Raw genomic sequence first — 19,182 nt, forward strand, 5'->3', positions numbered from 1 at the left:
GGCAGGCTCGCTTTATTCGGCCGCTGCGGTCGCAGGTTGCCGCTGCCCATCGTTCGGTCCCGTTCGCGCCATCTGCTCGTCGAGCCAGAGGCTGTGGTGCTCGCGCGCCCAGTTGACGTCGACTTCGCCCGAGCCCATGGCGGCGAACGCACCTTCCATGCCGATAGTGCCGATATAGATGTGCCCGATCATCGCCGCGACGAACAGGACCGCCACAATGGAGTGGACGATCTGGGCCATCTGCATGCTTTCGATACCCGTGCCGTAGAACGGGAACATCAGCGCATAGCCGCTCGCCGCGACGAGCCCACCACCGATCACGACGATCCAGTAGATCATCTTCTGGCCGCCATTGAAGCGATTGGCCGGCGGATGGTCATGCCCGATCAGGCCGCCACCCCGCTTGGCCCATTCGATATCCACCTTGCTGGGAATGTTGCCGCCGATCCACATCAGGAAGATCAGCACGACCCCCAGCGTGAACGGGAAACTCAGATAATTGTGGGCGTATTTGGCCCATTGCGACCATTCGGAAAAGGCCTCGAAACCGATCAGCGGCAAAAGCAGTTGCCGGCCAAAGGTGACGTTGAGGCCGGAGATCGCCAGGATGATGAAGCAGGTTGCCGTCATCCAGTGCACGAAACGTTCGAAACCGTTGAAGCGCACGATGGTGCGGCCCGAGTGGCCGCTTTCCAGCCGAACCATGCCGCGGGTGAGATAGAAGATCATGATCAGGGCGATCATGCCGATGATGGCAACGCCGCCGATCCAGGGCAGCGTCACCATGCGGAATTCCCGCCATTCCCGCCCCTGCGGCTGCTCGAGAACGCCGGACCGCTGATCCGGAATGCTGACACGCCCTTGAATCCGGTTCAGCTCCTGCAGAAGCTGCTGCTCCTTGACCGAGCTTGCAGTCGGATTGACCTGCTGAGCACTCGCAGGCGCCGCCATCGCCAAGAGAAGCAGCGTGCAAACGCCGAACGCCAGGCGAATGAACCTTCCAAATGACGCCATCACGTCCTCCCCGGTATTTGCGCGCCCTTCTGTTGCCACTTCAGGACTCGATCGCCTCGCGATAAGCGGTCTTCCAGCCCCATGCACCCGAGCCATAGCCGCGCTTCATGACGCGCTCCTTGTAGATCTGCGCGATGATCTCGCCGTCGCCCGCAAGCAAGGATTTGGTCGAGCACATTTCCGCGCAGAGCGGCAGCTTGCCTTCGGCCAGCCGGTTCGCACCGTATTTCGCGTATTCCTCCTTGCTGCCGTCGGCCTCCGGGCCGCCGGCGCAATAGGTGCATTTGTCCATCTTGCCGCGGGAGCCGAAGTTTCCGACCTTTGGATATTGCGGCGCGCCGAACGGACAGGCGTAGAAGCAATAGCCGCAGCCGATGCAGAGGTCCTTGGAGTGCAGCACCACGGCATCGGCCGTGGTGTAGAAGCAGTTCACCGGACAGACCGCCGCGCAGGGCGCGTCCGTGCAGTGCATGCAGGCCATCGAGATCGAGCGCTCGCCCGGCTTGCCGTCGTTGATGGTGACGACACGCCGCCGGTTGATGCCCCAGGGCACCTCGTGCTCGTTCTTGCAGGCGGTGACGCAGGCGTTGCACTCGATGCAGCGATCAGCGTCGCAGAGAAATTTCATCCGAGCCATGTGCGTGCTCCTCTCAGGCTGCGACGATCTGACAAAGCGTGACCTTCGGCTCCTGCATGCCGGTTGCAGGATCGTAGCCGTAGCTCGTGATCGTGTTGGCGCTCTCGCCCAGCACGATCGGATCGGTGCCGGCAGGATAGTTCTTGCGCAGGTCGTTACCGCCGAGCCAGCCGCCGAAATGGAACGGCATCCAGGCGACGCCCTTGCCGACGCGTTCGGTCACCATCGCCTTCATCTTGGCCCGCGAGTTGTTCTCAGCGCCGCTCACCCAGACCCAGCCGCCGTCCTTGATGCCGCGATCGGCGGCATCAGCCGGGCTGATCTCGATGAACATGTCCTGTTGCAATTCGGCGAGCCACGGATTGGTGCGGGTTTCCTCGCCGCCGCCTTCGTATTCGACAAGACGCCCGGAGGAGAGGATCAGCGGGAACTGCTTGGCGATTCCCTTCTCCACCGCCGCCTTCTGCACCGAGAAGCCGATGTTGGGCAGACGGAACTGCTTGGCATCGGGCAAGGTCGGATACTTCTCGACGAGGTCGACGCGCGGCGTGTAGATCGGCTCGCGGTGCACCGGGATTGGATCCGGCAGACCGAACGCATTCATGCGCGCCTTGCCGTTGCCGAAGGGCACGCAGCCATGCTTCAGCGCGACGCGCTGGATGCCGCCGGAGAGGTCGAGCGCCCAGGACACCGCATCCGGATTGGCCGGGTTGACCCGCTGGATCGTCGCCATCTCGGCCTCGGTGAGATCCTTGTCCCAACCGAGCTTCTTCAGGCTCGCCAGCGTGAACTCGGGATAGCCGTCCTCGATCTCCGAGCCCTTGGAGAAGGACTTGTCGGCGAGCAGGCTGACCTTGCGCGTCGTGCCGTCGGGCAGCTTCTCCTCGCGCTCGATGCCGAAGCGCGGACGGAATGCGCCGCCGCCGTCCATGACGTGCAGATTGTTGTTGTAGAGCAGCGGCGAGCCGGGATGCTTCACCTCGGGCGAGCCCCAGCACGGCCAAGGCAGGCCATAATAATCGCCGCCGACTTCCGGATCGTCCTTGGGGGCGCGCATCGTCACCAGGTCGAACTTGTGCTGGTTCTTCATGTGCGCCTTGATGCGCTCCGGCGACTGGCCGCAATAACCGGTCGACCAGCTTCCACGGTTGATCTCGCGCAGCACGTCCTCGGGGACCGGAAGGTTGTTCTCGACCTTGATGTTCTTGAACATCTTGTCGGCGAAGCCGAACTTCTTCGCCAGCAGATAGATGATCTCGAGGTCGTCCTTGGATTCGAAGATCGGCTTGACGATCTGCTCGCCCCATTGCATCGAGCGGTTGGAGGCGACGCGCGATCCCGCGCATTCGAACTGCGTCGCCACGGGCAGGATATAGACGCCGTCCTTGCGTCCGGCCTCGACCGCCAGAGACGCCCAGGTGGTCGGGTGCGGATCGGCGATCACCAGCAGCTCCAGCGCCTTCAGGCCCTTCAGCGATTCGGGAATGCGCGTGATGCTGTTGCTGGCGTGGCCTTGCACGAACACGGCCTTGACGTTGTCCTTCTGTGCGACGTCGGCCTTCGGCAACAGCGCGGCATCGAACCAGCGCGTCAGCGGGATGCCTGGCGTCTCCATCTGCTTCTTCTCGTCGAAGCGCGAGACGAGATAGTCGTAGTCGACCTCCCAGACCCGGGACCAGTGCTTCCAGGCGCCCTCCGCGAGGCCGTAATAGAACGGCAACGTCACGATATCGAGGCCGACATCGGTCGCGCCTTGCACGTTGTCATGGCCGCGCAGGATGTTGGCGCCGGCCCCGGCCTTGCCGACGTTGCCCGTCATCAGCAGCGCGATGCAGCTCGCCCGCACGTTGGCGGTGCCGACCGTGTGCTGGGTCTGGCCCATGCACCAGATGATGGTCGCGGGCTTGACCGTCGCGAACGTCTTGGCGACGCGCTCGAGCTGCGCGGCGGGCACACCGGTGACGCGCTCGACCTCCTGCGGATTCCATTTCTCGACCTCCTTGCGCAGGTCGTCGAAGCCGTAGACGCGCTGGGCGACGAATTCCTTGTCCTCCCAGCCGTTCTTCAGGATGTGCCACATCATGCCGTAGAGCACGGGAATGTCGGTGCCGGGACGGATGCGGACATATTCGGTGGCATGTGCCGCGGTGCGAGTCAGGCGCGGATCGAAGACGATGAAATTCGCCTTGTTGAGCTCCTTGGATTCGAGCAGGTGCTGCATGCTGACCGGATGCGCTTCCGCCGCGTTGCTGCCGATAAACAGCATCGTCTTGGAGTTGCGCATGTCGTTGATGCTGTTCGTCATCGCGCCGTAGCCCCAGGTATTGGCGACGCCGGTGACGGTGGTGGAGTGGCAGATCCGCGCCTGGTGATCGGTGTTGTTGGTGCCCCAGAACGCGCCCAACTTGCGGAACAGGTAGGCTCCTTCGTTGGTCATCTTGGCCGAGCCGAGCCAATAGACCGAATCGCTGCCCGACTTCTCGCGAACCTGCAGCAGCTTGTCGCCGATCTCGTTCACCGCCGTGTCCCACGACACGCGCGTCCACTGCCCGTTCACCAGCTTCATCGGATAGCGCAGGCGGCGATCGCTGTGCACGAGCTCGCGCACCGAGGCGCCCTTGGCGCAATGCGAGCCACGGTTGATCGGCGAATCCCAGCTCGGTTCCTGCCCGATCCAGACTCCGTTGAGGACTTCCGCCGTCACCGTGCAGCCCACGGCACAATGCGTGCAGATGCTCTTCTTGACGGTGGCGCCGGCCGCGAGCGGGCCGGCGGCGGCCGCCTCCGCCTTTCGCACGTTGCCCACCGGCATGGCCCCGAGCGCAGCGAGCGCGCCGCCGGCCAGACCGGATTTGCGCAGGAATGTGCGGCGATCAAGTCCCCCGCCCTGCCCCGCAAGGGATTCGGCGACGGAACCGCGGCGATCGGAACGCTGGTGTGTTCGCTTGATAAGCACGGGCAGCCTCCCTCTCAGGCCGGATAACGATTGACGCGGTAGAACGTCTTCACGTGATCGGATTCCTTGTAGCGCGCCTTGCGCTTCTCATCGTTGGTTTCACTGTCGGCCTGGGCGGACCCGACCAACGGTGTTGCAAGCGCCGCGCCGGCACCGGCGGTACCCAAGCCGACCTTGCGTAGGAAATCGCGGCGTCCGACCTTTGCTTTCGTCTCGTCACTCATCGCATCTCTCCCGGACCGAAGCGCCTCGGTCAGCTGGCGAATGTAAATGCTTCCGTCTCGATTTCGATGAAAGTGCGGCCGAGCGCGCCGACTGCGCGATAGAAACGGGCAGTCCCCGCGTTCTCGATGTCGGCGAACAACCGCCCCATCCATGGCGACACGTGCTTTTCGAAGAAGGCGCGCTGCGCCTCGTGTGAGGCATCGAAGCGGCCATCGGCAAGGCCCGACATGATCTCGCACAGGATGGCAGCGTGATCTTCGGGTTCGGAATCGTTGGCGATACGCTCGATGCCGAGCGTCATCAGGTCGCCGCGCAGGCGCGACAAAGGCCGTTCGTTGAGAAAGCCCGTGAGATAATAGGAAGCATAGGGCAGCAATTCACCGCGGCCGAGCCCGACAAACAAATCGAAATACTCCCGCTCGACCTTCGCTGGGACGGCGTTCGAGGCGGCCTCGGCAAGCGCCGCATGCGCGCGACCGAGCGGCGTCGCGTCTCCGCTGAGCGCGGCGAGCTGATCGAGCAGGCGCTTCGACGGAGGCGCAGACAGCAGCGCCGCGAGCAAGACGTATTCCTGCGCGCGCGCCGCATCGATGGGATCGACGAGCTCGGCGGAGCCGGCTTGCTCACCGTAAAGATCGGGCCGCAGATCGTTTCGGGAGACGCCGGTCGCCGTTTCGACTGCAACCACCCGTTGTGCGGGCACACGGGTCCAATTCGAGACGGAGGGCTGGCTGATGCCTATTTTGCGTGCAAGCTGAGCGATGCCGCCTGCGGCATCGATCGCTCGATCAAGTCCGTCATCGCGCACGTGGACCTCCCATCCCAGTCCCGTCTGCTTGATTATCGCTTTTGTTACAAAGCAGTAGGTAGCGTAATCCGGGTTCCAGCAACGGTCAATCGCCTGCCATAGCCTGTACCTATAGTCTTTGGTCGTGGTTCAGCGCGGCAGTGCACCACCATGCGTGCGGGACCTCACAGGCTCTGCAGAATCCGCAGGTCTTTCACCCACTGTCGGTTGCACTGCAGCAGGGATTGCCAGGTGCTGCGTCTCATCGGGCGGCTCGACGACATTGGAAACAAGTGCCACATCGGCTTGATGCGATTCCGCCGGAGAATCCGCCGTTTCGATCGACGCCTCAGCAAGAGACTGGGCCGCAGACTTGGCCGCCTCGCGCACGCCGCCGACAATGCGATCGACCAGTGCGGCCAGCTCCTCCGAGGAACAATCCAGCGGGCCAAATCCCGGCATCGCCGTCGGGTCGTTGAAGTCCCATGCATTCTCCGCGAGCCCGACGAAGTCGCGAATCGCGGGATCGGTCGCCCAAGCGCGGCGAAGAGCCGCAAGGCTCAACTCGCGAGGAATCCCCTTGCCGAGGAAGGCCGTGATGTCGGTGGCAGCATTGATCTCGTCGATCGACGGCAGGCTCGACAGATCGAACTCCGTCTCGTCCTCTTTGTCCTCGGACGGCGGCGTCGGCTGCGCCGGGGCAGGTTTCGCCGGCTCCGCTCGCGACTGCTGTTTGCGGCGGGACCAACGCGCAAGGAAGTCCTCCTCACTCATTCCTTTCCGCCTTCATGTTCGCGCCGCGCCAGCGCCTCCGGATCGGCACGGCGCCGCTTGCGTTTGACGAATTCGCGCTCGACATGGTGCTCGGCCACGAAGCTTTCAATCGCCTCGCGCAGCACTTCCGGCATCGGCACGGCCTCGACGAGATTGTCGGCGGCTTCGGTAAAGCCTTCGCCCTCGGCGGGGTCGGCGGTCACTGCGGTGACTGCATAGGGCCAGACGCCTTCCGCAGGCGACAACACGACCCAGATGCTCGGACTGCCGGAGGCGAGATTGTCGCGATAGCGCGCCGTCTCCGACGGATAGAGATCGATGGTCGCACTTCCGGCATAGAACAGGGTTGTGCCGTCCTGCTCGCGAAGCACGGTCCATGGCTCGGTCGACGGCTCGTCCGGCAGGACAGCAATTCCGCGCCAGATGAAATCGACCCAAGGCGAGTCGGCCTTGCGCCGCTCGACTACGACGCCGACGGCAATCGAGAGGGACGGCAATGCCGCGGGGCTCATGTCGCCATCTCCAGCCGCTTCACCGGCAACCCGGTCAGCAGATTCTGTGGCTTCATCCGCAGCTTCTGATCCGCCGTCATCGACAGGATCAGGTAGACCGGCTCATCCCCGACATCGTCGAGGGCACGGCTGGAATCCGCAAACGTCAGCCGGAACAGCGCCAGCACGCGATCGGCGTCGCGCTCGCCGAGCTCTTCGCCGTGCCACAGACGGTCGCCGAGCCTCGTGGCATCGGCATCGAGCCCGACATACCAGCTCAGCTTCGCCTCGTGCAGCGCCCGTAGCGGCTCGATCACGACATCGATGCCGAGCAGATGGGAGACCCAACGCGTCATCGCCTGCGCCAGCGCTACAGGTCCGCGGCCGTCGGCGGTCAGGTCGAGGGCCATGTCGAACTGGTCGCTCCGGTGCCAATAGGCCTCGGCATTCTCCTCGCCCAACACCTCGACGACCGCATCGGTGGTGGCGCCGAGCATCGACATCAGCGAGAGCACCGGGGTCGGGCTCCGGCCGCCGACGACCTCCTCGTCTCCCAGCAACAAAGCGTGCTCATGTGGGAGAACGCGCTGGATCCGGAAGAACAATTCGGCCGCGCGCAGCACGAACGGGTCGTCGCAGCCGTCGAGCGCGTTGCGCAGGATGACGTGCACAAGCTGGTTGACGAACAGCGGCGGCAGATCGTTCGCCCCTGATCGCACCCAGGCAAGATAAGCGGCTTCAAGCGTCGGATGCCGCAGCAGAAGATCGCGGAACGCCAGTACGAACTGCCAATTCTCCCTGGCATCAGCATCGGCAATCGCGGCGATCTCGCCGGCGCCGACGGCCTGGCGCGGGTCGGCGAGCAGATCGCGATGCAGCCGGCGTTCGACCGGGCACGCGTCGTCCGGCGGCATCAGCTCGGGACGGGCAAAATAGGCTTTGAGAAATTCGTCCGTGACACGCAGGCCGCCGCCCTCGTCGCGATCGAGCAGGTGGTGACCACAGGAGATCCAGAAATCGTTCATCGGACGGTCGGCTCCCGGCCGAGATCCGCAAGCCTGAGATCGCCGTCCGGCTCGACGTCGTCCTCCATCTCGATGAACGAGAACGCCTTGCCATGCCCCTGGCCTTCCCGAAGCTGCAGCCGGCGGAACGACTCGCGGACCTCCCCGTCGCTCGAGGTGCGGTGCACTGCAATAAGCGAGCTGATGGGATGGCTGCAGAGCGACTGGGCAAAAGCGACCTCCTCTTCGGCCGCCGTTTTCGCCGCCGCCATATCCGGCGCGCCGAAACGATCGACCAATTGCCTCGCCAGCAGATCGACCAGGCCGTGGTAATCGTCCGCGGTCGCCGGAACGATCTGCGCCAGCGTCGACCAGCCCCAGGATTGCACCCCGAGGAACCCACCGCGAAACGCCGCGCGGGCCTTGCCCTCGAGCTTCGCGCCATCGCAATCCCAGAAGCGGAAGGCGCCGGAAACGGCCCATTCGCCCGGCTCTGCCGCCACGTCGAACACGAAAGTGTCCGAGGGATCGAGCGCGATCGTGCGCAGGAGTTTCACAGGCGCGGTCCTCCGAGGGCCGGATCGAGCCAGGACGGCACCGCGAGCGCCCGGACCAGGTCGCTTCGTTCGATCGTCTCCGTCCCGATGCGGCGCGTCAGGAGGTCGCCGCAATCATCTATGCGCTGTATCGTCTGCCTTTCACGCGGCATCCGCGTGAGATAGTCGCGCGCGACGCTGTCGAAGCCGTCGACCCGCCAGCCGTCCAGCGCCAGCATCAGATGCCGGGCGAAGCTTTCCGTGATCTGCGCCGCGCCCGCCTCGCCAAAGCCTTCCTGGTCAAGCGCCGAGGCCAGCGGGTGGACGCCTGGATCGTCATCATTCATGGCAACCGTCCGTATCATCGCGCCGAAGACCAGCCAGGGCGGCGGCGCGTCCTCGTCAGCTCCGGAACACCAACCCATCCGTCCGCCGCCGACCAGCCCCCCGTCGATCCTGACCGCATCCGGCCAGCCGATCGTGATCGGCTTGCTCGGCGGTGCATAGGCGCGAAGCGCGTCGGTGAGCGCGACCATGCCTGCGTAGAACGCACGCCGCGCGCTGCGCAACGGCTCGGCCGGCTCGAGCACCACGGCGAACTCGGCGAGGTCGAAGCGGCCGACATAGACGAGCGTTCCGGCGCCGCTCTCCGGTGCGATGCGGCATGCATGGGCAAAAGCGTCGCCGCTCTCGCGCAATCGCACCAATGTGAACGGCGGCGGCAGGTGGATCGGTTCCGCCGCGGAAACATGGCTCACTGGGATCGACGGCAGACCGTCCTCCGCTTTCCTTTTCTTCCCGATGGATAATGTCTATACGAGGCGAAGGGCCGGCGCGAGTCCGTCGTCGTCGTCCGAAAGGCGGAGGAGTTAACCTGGAGCAGCCGTCGAAGACCATCCTGATCTGCTCGTGCGAAGACACGATGCGCCTCGACGTGGCTGCAATCCGGCGCGCATGTCCGAACAGCGAGGTCAAGAGCTTCCGCCACCTCTGCGGGGCGGAGCTCGATCATTTCCGCAACATGGCCGCGACAGAAGGCGTGTTGACGGTCGCCTGCACGCAGCAGGCGGCGCAGTTTTCGGACGAGGCCGGCGAGCGGCCTGACGCGATCGGCTTCGTCAATATCCGCGAGACGGCTGGCTGGTCCCGCGACGGCGCGCACGCCGGCGCAAAAATGGCCGCCCTGCTCGCATCCGCCTCCATCCCCGCCCCGGACTATCCGCTCGTCACCTTGTCGAGCGAGGGCGTCATCCTGATCTACGGGCGCGATGAGGCCGCGATCGAGGCCGGCCGCCTGCTTGCCGATCACCTCGACGTCACCGTGATGCTGAAGCAGCTCGATGACACGGTGCCGCCGGTTGCCACGGTGTTCCCGATCGTGAAGGGCACGATCCGCTCCGCGAAGGGACATTTCGGCGCGTTCGAGCTTGTCATCGACGATTATGCGCGTCCCCGCCCCTCCTCGCGCGATCGCTTCGTGCTCGACTCGCCGCGAAGCGGGGTCACCTCGCGCTGCGATATCGTGCTCGATCTTTCCGGCGGTCTGCCAATGTTTCCCGCCCACGACCTGCGCGACGGCTATCTCCGCGCCGACACGAAAGATCCCGCCGCGGTGCTGCGCGCGGTGCTGACCGCGCGCGATCTCGTCGGCAGCTTCGACAAGCCCAGATATGTCGAGGTTGCGCCGGCGCTTTGCGCCCATTCGCGCTCGAAGCGCACGGGCTGCCATCGCTGTCTCGATCTTTGCCCGACCGGGGCGATCACGCCCGTCGGCGATCATATCGCAATCGATCCGAATATCTGCGCGGGCTGCGGCCAATGCGCGGCGGCCTGCCCTACCAGCGCGGTCTCCTACGCGCTGCCGCCCGCCGATACGCTGCTCCATAAACTTCGCGCCATGCTGCTCGCCTATCGCGAGGCCGGCGGCGCGAATGCGGTGCTGCTCTTTCACGACAGCCCGCACGGCACGCCGTTGATCGACGCCCTCGCGCGGCATGGCGACGGCCTGCCGGCGAACGTGCTTCCCTTTGCCGTCAACGAGCTCACGCAGGTCGGGCTGGAGGCGATCGTCGGCGCCTTCGCCTATGGCGTCTCTGCCGTGCGCTTCCTGCTCCGTGGCAAGCCGCGCCACGACGTGACCGGATTGACGCAGACGATCGCGATGGCTGAGGCGATCCTCGGCGGCCTTGGATTTGCGGGCCGTCGCCTCGCTACGATGGAAACCGACGATCCCGACGCGCTCGGCGCGCATTTGACTGATATCGGCACGCTCGCCGCGGTACCGACGCCGGCAACTTTCAAGACCGTCGGCAAGCGGCGCGATCTCTTGCGGTTCGCCCTCAGCGAGTTGCACCGGCTGGCGCCGCAGCCCGTCGACGTCATCGCGCTGCCGCAAGGTGCGCCCGTCGGCGCAATCAGCGTCGAGACCGATGGCTGCACGCTGTGCCTATCCTGCGTCTCGGCCTGCCCGACCGGCGCGCTGCGCGACGATCCCGAGCGGCCGGTGCTGAAATTCATCGAGGATGCCTGCGTCCAGTGCGGCCTGTGCCAGAGCACCTGTCCGGAGAAGGTGATCAGCCTCAAGCCGCAGATCGATTTCCGCGCTGCGCGAGCGCCCGCCCTTGTCATTAAGGAAGAGGAGCCCGCGCTCTGCGTCCGCTGCGGCACGCCCTTCGGCGTCAAGAGCACGATCGACCGCATCGCCGCCAAGCTCGAAGGCCGGCACTGGATGTATCCGGCCGGCGACAAGCGAATCGAGGCGCTCAGGATGTGCGCGGACTGCCGCGTCGTGGTCATGAGCGAACAGCAATTCGATCCGTTCAAGGGCGTTCCGGAACGAACGCCGCCGCGAACAACGGATGATTATCTCCGCGAACGCAATGGCAAGGACTAAAGCGGACGCCGTCGAATCGGCGCAAGGCAATCATCTCGACGTCGCGCGGGCCAGAAATTCGGTCAGCGCGCGTCGGTCCTCGGCCGAGCCGATGCGCTGCTCCGGCATCTTGGTGCCGGGGGTGTAGGCATTCGGCCCGATTTCGAACAATCGTGCGACGGTTTCCGGCGTCCAGACGATGTCCATCGTCTTCAGTGCATCAGAGAAGCGATATCCCGGCACCGAAGCGATCTTGCGGCCGTAGAGTCCCGCAAGTGTGGGACCCGCACGCTGCACCTCCTTGTCCGAGAGCGTGTGACAGGCAACACAGGCCCGAAACACATCGGCGCCGTGATCGCCGGCATAGGCCGCAAGCGGGTCGGCCGGTGTGCCGATCAGGCTTGAACCGATGGGATTGCCGGTGCGGGCATTCCAGCGCCTGATGCTGCCGTCCGCACCCCCCGTCATCAGTGTCTCGCGATCGGCAAGGAAGGCGACCGCCCACACCGGCAGCCCGGGCCCAACCAGGGTGCGCAGCAGGTTGCGCGACTTGCGATCGATGATCGCCACCGTGCCGCCGATCCCGGCCGCAGCGACCAGCGCACCGTCCGCCGACATGGCCAAGGCCACCACCGGCGTCGGACTGGCCGCGACCTCGCCGCTGACCTTGCCGTCCGTTGTCAGCATGCGCAGCCTGCCATCGACCGCGCCCGTGACGATTTCACCATCCGGCGCGACAGCCACCGCGTTCAGCGGCGCCGGCAAAGTCACGATATCAGGTTGGCCATCCGGCAAACGCCAGATGCGCAGCGCAAGATCGTAGCCGACACTGACGAGCCTGCCGTCCGGCAGGAAAGCGACCCCATTGACGTTCTGCGTATGCCCTTCGAGCACGCGGGATGTGCCGTCCGACAGCGACCAGAGCCGCACTGTCTGGTCCCATGACGCCGATGCGAGAAGCGTCCCATCGGACGACACAGCAAGCGCCGCGATCGGAGCGACATGTCCCTCCAGCACCCGGTCCGGCTCCGGCCGGCCCGCCGTCCACACCGCAATGCGCGCATCGGCTCCGGCCGTGATCATGCGGCCGTCTTTGAGAAAGGCGACGGCGTTGACGCCATCGGCATGATACCGCAGCACGTGCTCTGCCGTATCTGTCCTGAGCGACCAGCGGATGACGGCGGTGTCGAAGCTGCCGGAGAGAAGGCTGTCGTCATCGGGCGAAATGGCGAGAGCCCGTATCGGGCCGCCGTGTCCGACCATGTCGGCATGCACCGTCGATGCGGCAAAGATGGTCCACAGCAATGCGGCCACCTTCGTGCACAGAGCCGATCTGTTCATTCCTGGCCGCCTGCTGACATTCACCCGCTCGAGATTGCCAGAAGAGGCAACGGAAATGAATATCCTGGAACGGTCTACTTGAAACAGTCTACTTGGCCGGTGCCGTCGTGGTCTTGGACGACCCCTCCGGCGCGGGCTGCATTCCGGGCGGACTCTGGCCCTGGGGGCTTTCGGGCGGCGCACCACCCGAGCCGGTATTGATCGGACCCGTCCAACCTTGCGGCTGGAGCTGGCCCTTGTCCTCGGGAGGCGTTTGCCCCGTCGGCGAGTTGGTTTGCGCCGGCTGGGCCAGGGCGCCCTCGACAAAGCAAAGTGCTGCGAAGCACAGGATCGTTCTCGGTAATTTCACGCCAAGCCTCCGATGCGCTCACCAGGCCTGCAGAAAACTTGCAAGACCCGCATCCGTTCCGGATCGTGCAGCGCAGCAGCGCCGAGCTCCGGTCCCTTGGCTCGATGGGCGATGCGTCTTTCCGCCGATCCCGTGTTCAAAAGCCCATAGCGGGCGGATGGCTGATGCGATCGACGAGCTTGCTCGCCGCAGGCCCTGTCGTATAGATGGCGTGGTCCAATCGAGGGAGGCGGAGGATGAAGGCTTTTTTGCTTGGCTGCGTCGCGGCCGTGGTGATCGCGGTTGGTGGGATGGTGATCCTCGATCGCGTGCAGGAGCCCGCCGCGCACGCGTTTGCCACCACCGGGGTGCGTCTCTAAGAAGTCTCACTCGCGCTTGAGCCCGATCGGCCCGAGGATCGGAGCGGAGGGAACGAGCTCGACCTTGCGAACCATAGCTTTCCTGCAGCCGAGGATCGTAGATCATTGCCTGCGCCATGCAGACGATGGCGCCGCGCAAGGTGCGCTCCATGCGCCATTTCCGCCTCCGGCTTCAGAATTTGGTAACCATACGAGCATGGTTGAACGCATTGGCGCAAATCGCGCGGCGGCAGTGTCTGACCTGTAACGGCCTTGGTATAAGCGCAGCTACGGTTCGAACGACGTTCGCGGATGATCCGGTTTCCTTGTGCGCATGAATAAGCCCAGCAACACGTTCGACATCGCCATCGAGCCGTCGTTCGACTTTCTGTCTCCGGAATATGCAGAGCTGTTCGATCGTTCGGCTGCCACTGCCTTCCAGCATCCGGTCTGGTTGCATAGCCTCTACACCAGGCTCGCGCCGGAAACGGATGCAACGGCTCTGGTCGTCGTGGTGCGCTACCGCGACACCGGCGCCCTTGCCATGGTGCTGCCGCTGCTCCGGATCCGGCGCGGTCCGATACGGACCGTCGAGTTCGCCGACTTGCGCGTTTCCGACTATCTGGCACCGGTTTGCAGCCCGGACGTGTTCTCGCAATTGCTCCATGATGCGGCTGCATGCGCGCAGATTCGGCGCCTTGTCCGCCCCTTCGATCTGCTGCGAATGGCCAAGCTGCCTGACGGACGGCTTCCGATCGAGGACCTCCTCGCCACGTCCCGCCGTGTCTCGATGAACACCAATGCTTATGCCACGGTTCTGGTCGCGCCGTACGAGCAATGGCGGGCCAGTGCGATGGATCGCTCCTACCAGAAGGAGCTCGCCAAGAAATATCGCCAGCTGCAGAAGAAGGGCGCGCTGAGCTTCTCATGCTGCAGCGACAGCGCCGCCGTGCTCGAGACGATGGAGGTGATGAGGAAGTTTCGCGGCCCGCGCTTTCACGCACAAGGCGACGGAGACCTGCTGCAGCGGCCCGAATATTACGGCTTCTATTCCGACGTCGCCCTTCGGGGCCTCGGCTCCTTCGTTCGCCTCTATGCCATGAAGATGGACGGCGAAGTGATCGCCGCCGTGCTCGGATTGTGCCACCGCGACAGCTTCCTCGTCATCATGAGCGCCTTCGACATCGCCGGCTACAAGAGCCAGTCCATCGGCGCGCTGATGTTCGAACAAGTGGCGCGGGATTGTATCGAGCGCGGAGATCAGATGCTCGACTTCACCATCGGCGACGAGCCATACAAGAAATCGTTCGGCGCACAGGCTTCACCGATGTGGGAGGTCACGCAGGTCGGCAGCGCCGTAGGCGCAATCGCCCTCTTCGCGCTGAAGCAGGCGCCCTGGCTCAAGCTGGCGGCCAAGCGGCTCTCCGATTTGAAGGTTCAGCCCGCCCACACCGCGAGGCCCACGCGCTGACCGGCGGGGGGTCGCAGAGATCAGGCGCGCAATACGCCGCGGACGCGGCCAAGCCAGCCCGGATGCATCTGATCGACGCGGTGTGCAAGACTGCGCCGCAGGAAGTGCAACCGTCGCCGCACGTCCCAGCCGATATCGTTGCGCGAGGTCAGCGCCTGGCGGAAGCGTGCCATCTTCAGCGATTGCTGATCCGCCGCGATCTTGTCGCGATCGGCATAGAATCGCGAGATCTTCTCCAGGCCCATGCCTGCGGTCACGAGCCATTGCGGCACATATTCGGTGCAGAGACGGTCGACGTCCACGAGCAGGCGGGCGACGCCCGTTCCGGCCGCAGGACAATTGGTCTGGAACGCATCGCCGATGAGCACGATTCCGGGCCGGAGGTGCCCCTCGACGACGGTCAGATCCATCACCCAGTTCTGGACGCGATCGGTCACACGGAAATCGCCGAGGTAGCTCCGCAATCCCGGCAGCAGGCGCAAGACTGTCGCCTCCGGCTCGCGGCGCAACTCGCGCATAACAGGATCGGTCGGATCGCGGAACATGAAGAGATTGGCACGCATTCCGGCGTGGACGGGAAACAGGCTGAGATAGTCGATGCCATCGGCGGTGCGTTCGCCGTAACAGGTCAACGCCTCGAAATCGAACGGGGTGCCATCCTTGCGCGCGATCGTGAAACCGAACGACACCGAATGGCGCTCGGCAAGCACGCGCCGCCTGATGCCGAGCTTGTAGCCCAGGGCTCCCGCCATGCCGGTGGCCAGAACGACGAGGCGCGCCGCCACGCGCGGTCCGGAGGCGAGCTCGAGATGCTGGACATCGCCGCTGCTGCCAATCGCTGTGACCTCGTCGACGATCAGGTTGGAAGGATCCGGAAGCTGGCGACGCGCCATTGCGACGAGATCGGCATAGGCAAATCCGTAAGCCCTGCCGACGCTGACATCGACCACCTTGCCCTCACGGATGTTGAGCACTTGATCATATCGGCACGCGACATCTTCGAGCGCATCGAGAAAGCCGAGCTTACCGAACAGCTCCAGCTGATGGCCGCCGATCTTCTCGACCCGAAACTCATCCGGATGGACTGCCCGCTTGTCGATCAGAGCGACGCGACGCCCTGCCCGCGCCAGCACGGCCGCCGCAAGCGATCCCGCAAGACCGCCACCGACGATGGCGACGTCCGAGTCGATGGTTGCGGTCTCGTCCCCGTCGACCGGCTCGGTCACGGTTCTCGTCATGGCTCCGGCTCCCACGGTTAACAGCGTCTGCAGTGCAATTCTCTCGCCTGATGTCGCATCGCAGGGCCGGGTGCGAACATTTCCTGAGATTGAGGTTAATGACCGCAGGTGCCCAGTTCGCCGACTCGCCGCGGCACGCGTCTTGCTGTCCCGAAACCATTCTGCACGCGAGCCCCGGATCTCGCCTTCTGAGTCGTCGATGCGGCGTTATGCCGTCCGTCGCGCGAGTTGAAACTCGCAGATGTTGGACAATGGAGACAGCGATGTTCCAGAACGAAGCAACCCGTATCACCGCGATCGCCGAAATCCTCCAACTCGTCCATTAACACTCGCGATTGCTCGACATGCTAGGTTCTCGCCGGTATCGGAACATGTCTCGTCAGGGGAGCGCGGCTCCCTTAACCCTTCCATGATCGCATCCATTCTCCAGTTCATGCGGCGCGACGTCACGCGCGGTGTCGCCGGGACCATCCTGCTCAAGGTCGGCAGCGGCGTGCTCGCGTTCGCGTTGTTCTCGCTGGCGGCGCGGACGATGTCGCCTGACGGCTTCGGCATCTTTGCGACCTGGCTGTCGGTCGCGCAGATCGCAGCCGTGGTGGGACTGGTCGGCCAGGAATCCCTGCTGGTGCGATTCCTGAACGAATATCAGGTCGGCGAAAGGCCGGACCTTACCAAAGGCGTGCTGCAATCGAGCTTGAAGATCGCCTCGGTCGCAATGCTGATCGTGATCGGCGGGATCGCGATCGTCGCGAGCATGAGAGGCGACTGGTGGCTGCTGATCCTTGCGGTGTCGGCCTACACGGCCGTCAATGCCGGATTGATGCTCGGCAGCCAGATCGCGCGCTCGCTGGTCAGCATTATCATGGGCGAAGGAAACCGCGAGTTCCTTTGGCGGGCCCTCGTCGTCGTGTTCCTGCTCGTCATGCTGCTCGCCCATCGCCAACTCGATCCGGCCGAGCTGTTCGCGGCGATGACGGTCGCCATGTCGGTTGGCCTTGTTGCGCAGATCGTATCCGTCGCGCGCGTGCTGCCGGATCTGCGCAGTACGCCGGCGCGCTCGGAGACGTCACGCTGGCGATCAAGTGCCCTGCACTTCTGGCTCGCATCGATCCTCGAAGTCGCCAATCAGTATCTCGACGTCATTCTGGTCTACTGGATGCTGGATCCGACGACCGCGGGAATCTACTTTGCCGCCTCGCGCCTCGCCAACATTTTCGCCATGGTGTCCGCGGCGCTTTACACGTTCGGTGCGCGCCGGCTCCCGTCGCTCTATTTCAGCAAGAACCACGGGGAGTTCGAGCGGACCTCGCGCTTGATGGCGGAAGTGACTGGGCTCTGCGTCGTCGCCGGTCTCGCCACGATCTGGATCGGCGGCCCCTATCTCCTCAACCTGTTCGGACCTCATTTCGCCGAGCAGCATTCGGTCCTGATCGTGCTTGCAATCGGAACCGCCATCCAGGCGGCGGGCGGCCCGGCTGCTGCGATCCTGCAGCTGACCGGTCATGAACGAATCTATGTGCCGGTGGTCGCTGCCAACGTCGGGCTGCGGCTCGTCGGATTTCTCGTCCTGGTCCCCTTCCTCGGCGTGCTTGGCGCGGCGATTTCGACGACCGTGTCGCTCGCGCTCGCGACCATCGCCCTGAACGTCCTCTGCCGCCGGCGCAGCGGGGTGGATCCTTCCGTTCTGGTGCTCTTGCGCTTCCCAGCATCGAGGCGCGGCAATTATGCCGTTCGTAGCGCGGACTCGCGTGACTAGGTGTCAGCACGCGCCGCCGGGGTGAACGCGCAGGACCGATTGGTTAACGCGCCAGCCGGGAACCAGCGGAAATGCTGCGCCAACGACACCGTGGCCATCGCGCCGCATTAACTCCGTTTGTTGCTAGCCGGTGTCCGCGGGATGCCCGCATGATAGGTACGGAGTTAAGAAGGTGAAGATTTCGTTGCTTTAGCGGGTCGGGATCCGTGCTCCATTATCAGCCGAACAAGGACCTGGACGAGACGAGCGCGACGGCACCTGCGCGGCCGAACGGCAGTGGGCGAAAACTCCACGTGCTTCTTGCGCAAACCCAGGCCGAGAACGCCGGTGCACAGGAGATCTCGCGGCTGCTCGGCGCCGGGCTGACCGCGCGCGGTCACCGGGTCACCAATCTGTTCTTCTTCCGCAAATCGGACTCCTTTGACGAACCGCCCGCCACGCTCTACTGCGCGCCGAGCCGGCCGGGCAATCCGCTGGCGCTGCTGCGGATGCTGTGGACGCTCGGCCGCCACATCAGAACCACCAGGCCCGACGCCGTCCTGACCTTCCAGCATTTCGGCAACGTCATCGGCGCCGGCGTCACGCGCCTCGTCAGCCGTGCACCCGTCGTCGCCAATCAGGTTTCATCCGCGCTGGCGATGAGCTGGCCGGTCCGCACCGCCGACATCGCCATGGGCAGCCTCGGCTTCTTCGACTGCATCACGCTCAATTCGCAGGACATGGAGCGCGAATATTCGCGCTACCCCGCGGCCTACCGGTCGCGCATGGTGCATGTGCCGCACGGCTTCGACGACAAGGCCCTTACCCTGTCGAAGGAGGCGGCACGAGGTCAATTCAACCTGCCACCGGACCGCGTCCTGCTCGGTTGCGCGGCACGGCTGCATCCGCATAAGCGGCTCGATCTGGCGATCGGTCTGCTGCCGGATCAACCGTCCTGGCATCTTGCGCTGGCCGGCCAGGGAGCCGACGAGGCCCGGCTGAGGCAGCTCGCGAACGACTTGAACGTCGCGGACCGTCTGCATTTGCTGGGAGAGATTCCTCCTGGCCGAATGGCGGACTTCCTTGCTTGTCTCGACGTGTTCGTCTTTCCGACCCAGGCCGAGACCTTCGGTCTGGCCGCGGTCGAGGCTGCCAACGCCGGTGTTCCCTCCGTCGTGACCGATCTTCCCGTCCTGCGCGAGGTATTGTCCTACGAGGGCAGACCGACGGCGCTCTTCGTCGATGCCTCCGATCATGCGAAGCTCTCCGCGGCGGTCTCCAGGCTGGTAACCGACAAGCAATTACGTGACGAGCTGCGACAAAACGCCAAAGGCCTGCGGCTGCGCTATTCGGTAGATGCCATGGTCGAGGAATACGTCCGGATTCTCGACCGGGTCGTTTGACCTGATACGTC

The 19,182-nt window shown here is 64.6% G+C and carries 18 protein-coding genes; 5 read left to right on the forward strand and 13 right to left on the reverse strand.

Annotated elements, in window-relative coordinates; translation table 11 throughout:
• Nucleotides 1-12: 12 nt before the first annotated feature.
• The 10 genes from I6F16_RS04825 to I6F16_RS04870 all read right to left on the reverse strand — a co-directional run bounded on the left by I6F16_RS04825 (nucleotide 13) and on the right by I6F16_RS04870 (nucleotide 9,182).
• Nucleotides 13-1,014: a formate dehydrogenase subunit gamma gene (locus I6F16_RS04825; protein WP_036005247.1), complete on the reverse strand. Its 1,002-nt coding sequence runs from the start codon at nucleotides 1,012-1,014 to the stop codon at nucleotides 13-15.
• A gap of 40 nt (nucleotides 1,015-1,054) precedes the next feature.
• Nucleotides 1,055-1,651: a formate dehydrogenase FDH3 subunit beta gene (gene fdh3B / locus I6F16_RS04830; protein WP_036005105.1), complete on the reverse strand. Its 597-nt coding sequence runs from the start codon at nucleotides 1,649-1,651 to the stop codon at nucleotides 1,055-1,057.
• Between the two features lie 13 nt (nucleotides 1,652-1,664).
• Nucleotides 1,665-4,607 (reverse strand): formate dehydrogenase subunit alpha, encoded by a 2,943-nt coding sequence (locus I6F16_RS04835; protein WP_225111859.1) that lies wholly within the window; start codon nucleotides 4,605-4,607, stop codon nucleotides 1,665-1,667.
• Nucleotides 4,608-4,621: 14 nt separating this feature from the next.
• Nucleotides 4,622-4,831, reverse strand: a complete 210-nt coding sequence (locus I6F16_RS04840; protein WP_036005112.1) for a twin-arginine translocation signal domain-containing protein — start codon at nucleotides 4,829-4,831, stop codon at nucleotides 4,622-4,624.
• Nucleotides 4,832-4,860: 29 nt separating this feature from the next.
• Nucleotides 4,861-5,640: a molecular chaperone TorD family protein gene (locus I6F16_RS04845; protein WP_225111858.1), complete on the reverse strand. Its 780-nt coding sequence runs from the start codon at nucleotides 5,638-5,640 to the stop codon at nucleotides 4,861-4,863.
• A 129-nt stretch (nucleotides 5,641-5,769) separates the two neighbouring features.
• Complete coding sequence (locus I6F16_RS04850; protein ID WP_225111857.1) at nucleotides 5,770-6,393, reverse strand: DUF3306 domain-containing protein; 624 nt, start codon at nucleotides 6,391-6,393, stop codon at nucleotides 5,770-5,772.
• Nucleotides 6,390-6,905, reverse strand: a complete 516-nt coding sequence (locus I6F16_RS04855; RefSeq protein ID WP_225111856.1) for a DUF3305 domain-containing protein — start codon at nucleotides 6,903-6,905, stop codon at nucleotides 6,390-6,392. Before I6F16_RS04855 ends, I6F16_RS04850 begins: the two co-directional genes overlap by 4 nt.
• Entirely contained in the window at nucleotides 6,902-7,909 is a 1,008-nt protein-coding gene (locus I6F16_RS04860) for a DUF6352 family protein (protein WP_225111855.1), read from the reverse strand. Before I6F16_RS04860 ends, I6F16_RS04855 begins: the two co-directional genes overlap by 4 nt.
• Nucleotides 7,906-8,445 carry a DUF6505 family protein gene (locus tag I6F16_RS04865; protein ID WP_036005125.1) on the reverse strand — a complete coding sequence of 180 codons (540 nt, stop codon included), beginning with the start codon at nucleotides 8,443-8,445 and terminating at the stop codon, nucleotides 7,906-7,908. The genes I6F16_RS04860 and I6F16_RS04865 overlap by 4 nt, the downstream gene beginning before the upstream one ends.
• Nucleotides 8,442-9,182: a biotin/lipoate--protein ligase family protein gene (locus tag I6F16_RS04870; RefSeq protein WP_036005127.1), complete on the reverse strand. Its 741-nt coding sequence runs from the start codon at nucleotides 9,180-9,182 to the stop codon at nucleotides 8,442-8,444. Before I6F16_RS04870 ends, I6F16_RS04865 begins: the two co-directional genes overlap by 4 nt.
• 164 nt (nucleotides 9,183-9,346) lie before the next feature.
• Between I6F16_RS04870 and I6F16_RS04875 the strand changes: the two genes are divergently transcribed.
• Entirely contained in the window at nucleotides 9,347-11,317 is a 1,971-nt protein-coding gene (locus I6F16_RS04875) for a 4Fe-4S binding protein (protein ID WP_225111854.1), read from the forward strand.
• A gap of 30 nt (nucleotides 11,318-11,347) precedes the next feature.
• Here the strand turns inward: I6F16_RS04875 and I6F16_RS04880 are convergent, their stop codons facing one another.
• Together I6F16_RS04880 and I6F16_RS04885 are read right to left on the reverse strand one after the other, a co-directional pair.
• The gene (locus I6F16_RS04880; RefSeq protein ID WP_225111853.1) at nucleotides 11,348-12,637 is read right to left on the reverse strand and encodes a c-type cytochrome; all 1,290 of its coding nucleotides are present in this window, start codon (nucleotides 12,635-12,637) and stop codon (nucleotides 11,348-11,350) included.
• Nucleotides 12,638-12,725: 88 nt separating this feature from the next.
• The gene (locus tag I6F16_RS04885) at nucleotides 12,726-12,986 is read right to left on the reverse strand and encodes a hypothetical protein (RefSeq protein WP_157783999.1); all 261 of its coding nucleotides are present in this window, start codon (nucleotides 12,984-12,986) and stop codon (nucleotides 12,726-12,728) included.
• Between the two features lie 236 nt (nucleotides 12,987-13,222).
• On the opposite strand from I6F16_RS04885, the gene I6F16_RS37960 reads away from it, so the two are divergent.
• Nucleotides 13,223-13,345 carry a hypothetical protein gene (locus I6F16_RS37960; protein WP_260346694.1) on the forward strand — a complete coding sequence of 41 codons (123 nt, stop codon included), beginning with the start codon at nucleotides 13,223-13,225 and terminating at the stop codon, nucleotides 13,343-13,345.
• A 313-nt stretch (nucleotides 13,346-13,658) separates the two neighbouring features.
• Nucleotides 13,659-14,795, forward strand: coding sequence for a GNAT family N-acetyltransferase (locus tag I6F16_RS04890; RefSeq protein WP_225111852.1), 1,137 nt, complete (start codon nucleotides 13,659-13,661; stop codon nucleotides 14,793-14,795).
• Between the two features lie 20 nt (nucleotides 14,796-14,815).
• Here I6F16_RS04890 and I6F16_RS04895 read toward each other — a convergent pair whose 3' ends face one another.
• Nucleotides 14,816-16,033, reverse strand: coding sequence for an NAD(P)/FAD-dependent oxidoreductase (locus tag I6F16_RS04895; RefSeq protein ID WP_225111851.1), 1,218 nt, complete (start codon nucleotides 16,031-16,033; stop codon nucleotides 14,816-14,818).
• A 409-nt stretch (nucleotides 16,034-16,442) separates the two neighbouring features.
• Here I6F16_RS04895 and I6F16_RS04900 point away from each other — a divergent pair, with 409 nt between their 5' ends.
• A complete protein-coding gene (locus I6F16_RS04900; RefSeq protein ID WP_128262439.1) occupies nucleotides 16,443-17,789 on the forward strand; it encodes a polysaccharide biosynthesis C-terminal domain-containing protein in 1,347 nt (448 codons plus the stop codon).
• A 206-nt stretch (nucleotides 17,790-17,995) separates the two neighbouring features.
• Nucleotides 17,996-19,171 carry a glycosyltransferase family 4 protein gene (locus tag I6F16_RS04905; protein WP_109144259.1) on the forward strand — a complete coding sequence of 392 codons (1,176 nt, stop codon included), beginning with the start codon at nucleotides 17,996-17,998 and terminating at the stop codon, nucleotides 19,169-19,171.
• The last annotated feature ends 11 nt before the right edge of the window (nucleotides 19,172-19,182 follow it).

Source organism: Bradyrhizobium sp. IC4060, assembly GCF_020193715.1.
Taxonomy (GTDB): Bacteria; Pseudomonadota; Alphaproteobacteria; order Rhizobiales; family Xanthobacteraceae; genus Bradyrhizobium; species Bradyrhizobium yuanmingense.

Coding starts and splice junctions, on each gene's coding strand:
- I6F16_RS04825 (WP_036005247.1), bottom strand. CDS start 1,014: ATGGCGTCATTTGGAAGGTTCATTCGCCTGGCGTTCGGCGTTTGCACG.
- fdh3B (WP_036005105.1), bottom strand. CDS start 1,651: ATGGCTCGGATGAAATTTCTCTGCGACGCTGATCGCTGCATCGAGTGC.
- I6F16_RS04840 (WP_036005112.1), bottom strand. CDS start 4,831: ATGAGTGACGAGACGAAAGCAAAGGTCGGACGCCGCGATTTCCTACGC.
- I6F16_RS04850 (WP_225111857.1), bottom strand. CDS start 6,393: ATGAGTGAGGAGGACTTCCTTGCGCGTTGGTCCCGCCGCAAACAGCAG.
- I6F16_RS04855 (WP_225111856.1), bottom strand. CDS start 6,905: ATGAGCCCCGCGGCATTGCCGTCCCTCTCGATTGCCGTCGGCGTCGTA.
- I6F16_RS04860 (WP_225111855.1), bottom strand. CDS start 7,909: ATGAACGATTTCTGGATCTCCTGTGGTCACCACCTGCTCGATCGCGAC.
- I6F16_RS04875 (WP_225111854.1), top strand. CDS start 9,347: ATGCGCCTCGACGTGGCTGCAATCCGGCGCGCATGTCCGAACAGCGAG.
- I6F16_RS04880 (WP_225111853.1), bottom strand. CDS start 12,637: ATGAACAGATCGGCTCTGTGCACGAAGGTGGCCGCATTGCTGTGGACC.
- I6F16_RS37960 (WP_260346694.1), top strand. CDS start 13,223: ATGAAGGCTTTTTTGCTTGGCTGCGTCGCGGCCGTGGTGATCGCGGTT.
- I6F16_RS04890 (WP_225111852.1), top strand. CDS start 13,659: ATGAATAAGCCCAGCAACACGTTCGACATCGCCATCGAGCCGTCGTTC.
- I6F16_RS04895 (WP_225111851.1), bottom strand. CDS start 16,033: ATGACGAGAACCGTGACCGAGCCGGTCGACGGGGACGAGACCGCAACC.
- I6F16_RS04900 (WP_128262439.1), top strand. CDS start 16,443: ATGATCGCATCCATTCTCCAGTTCATGCGGCGCGACGTCACGCGCGGT.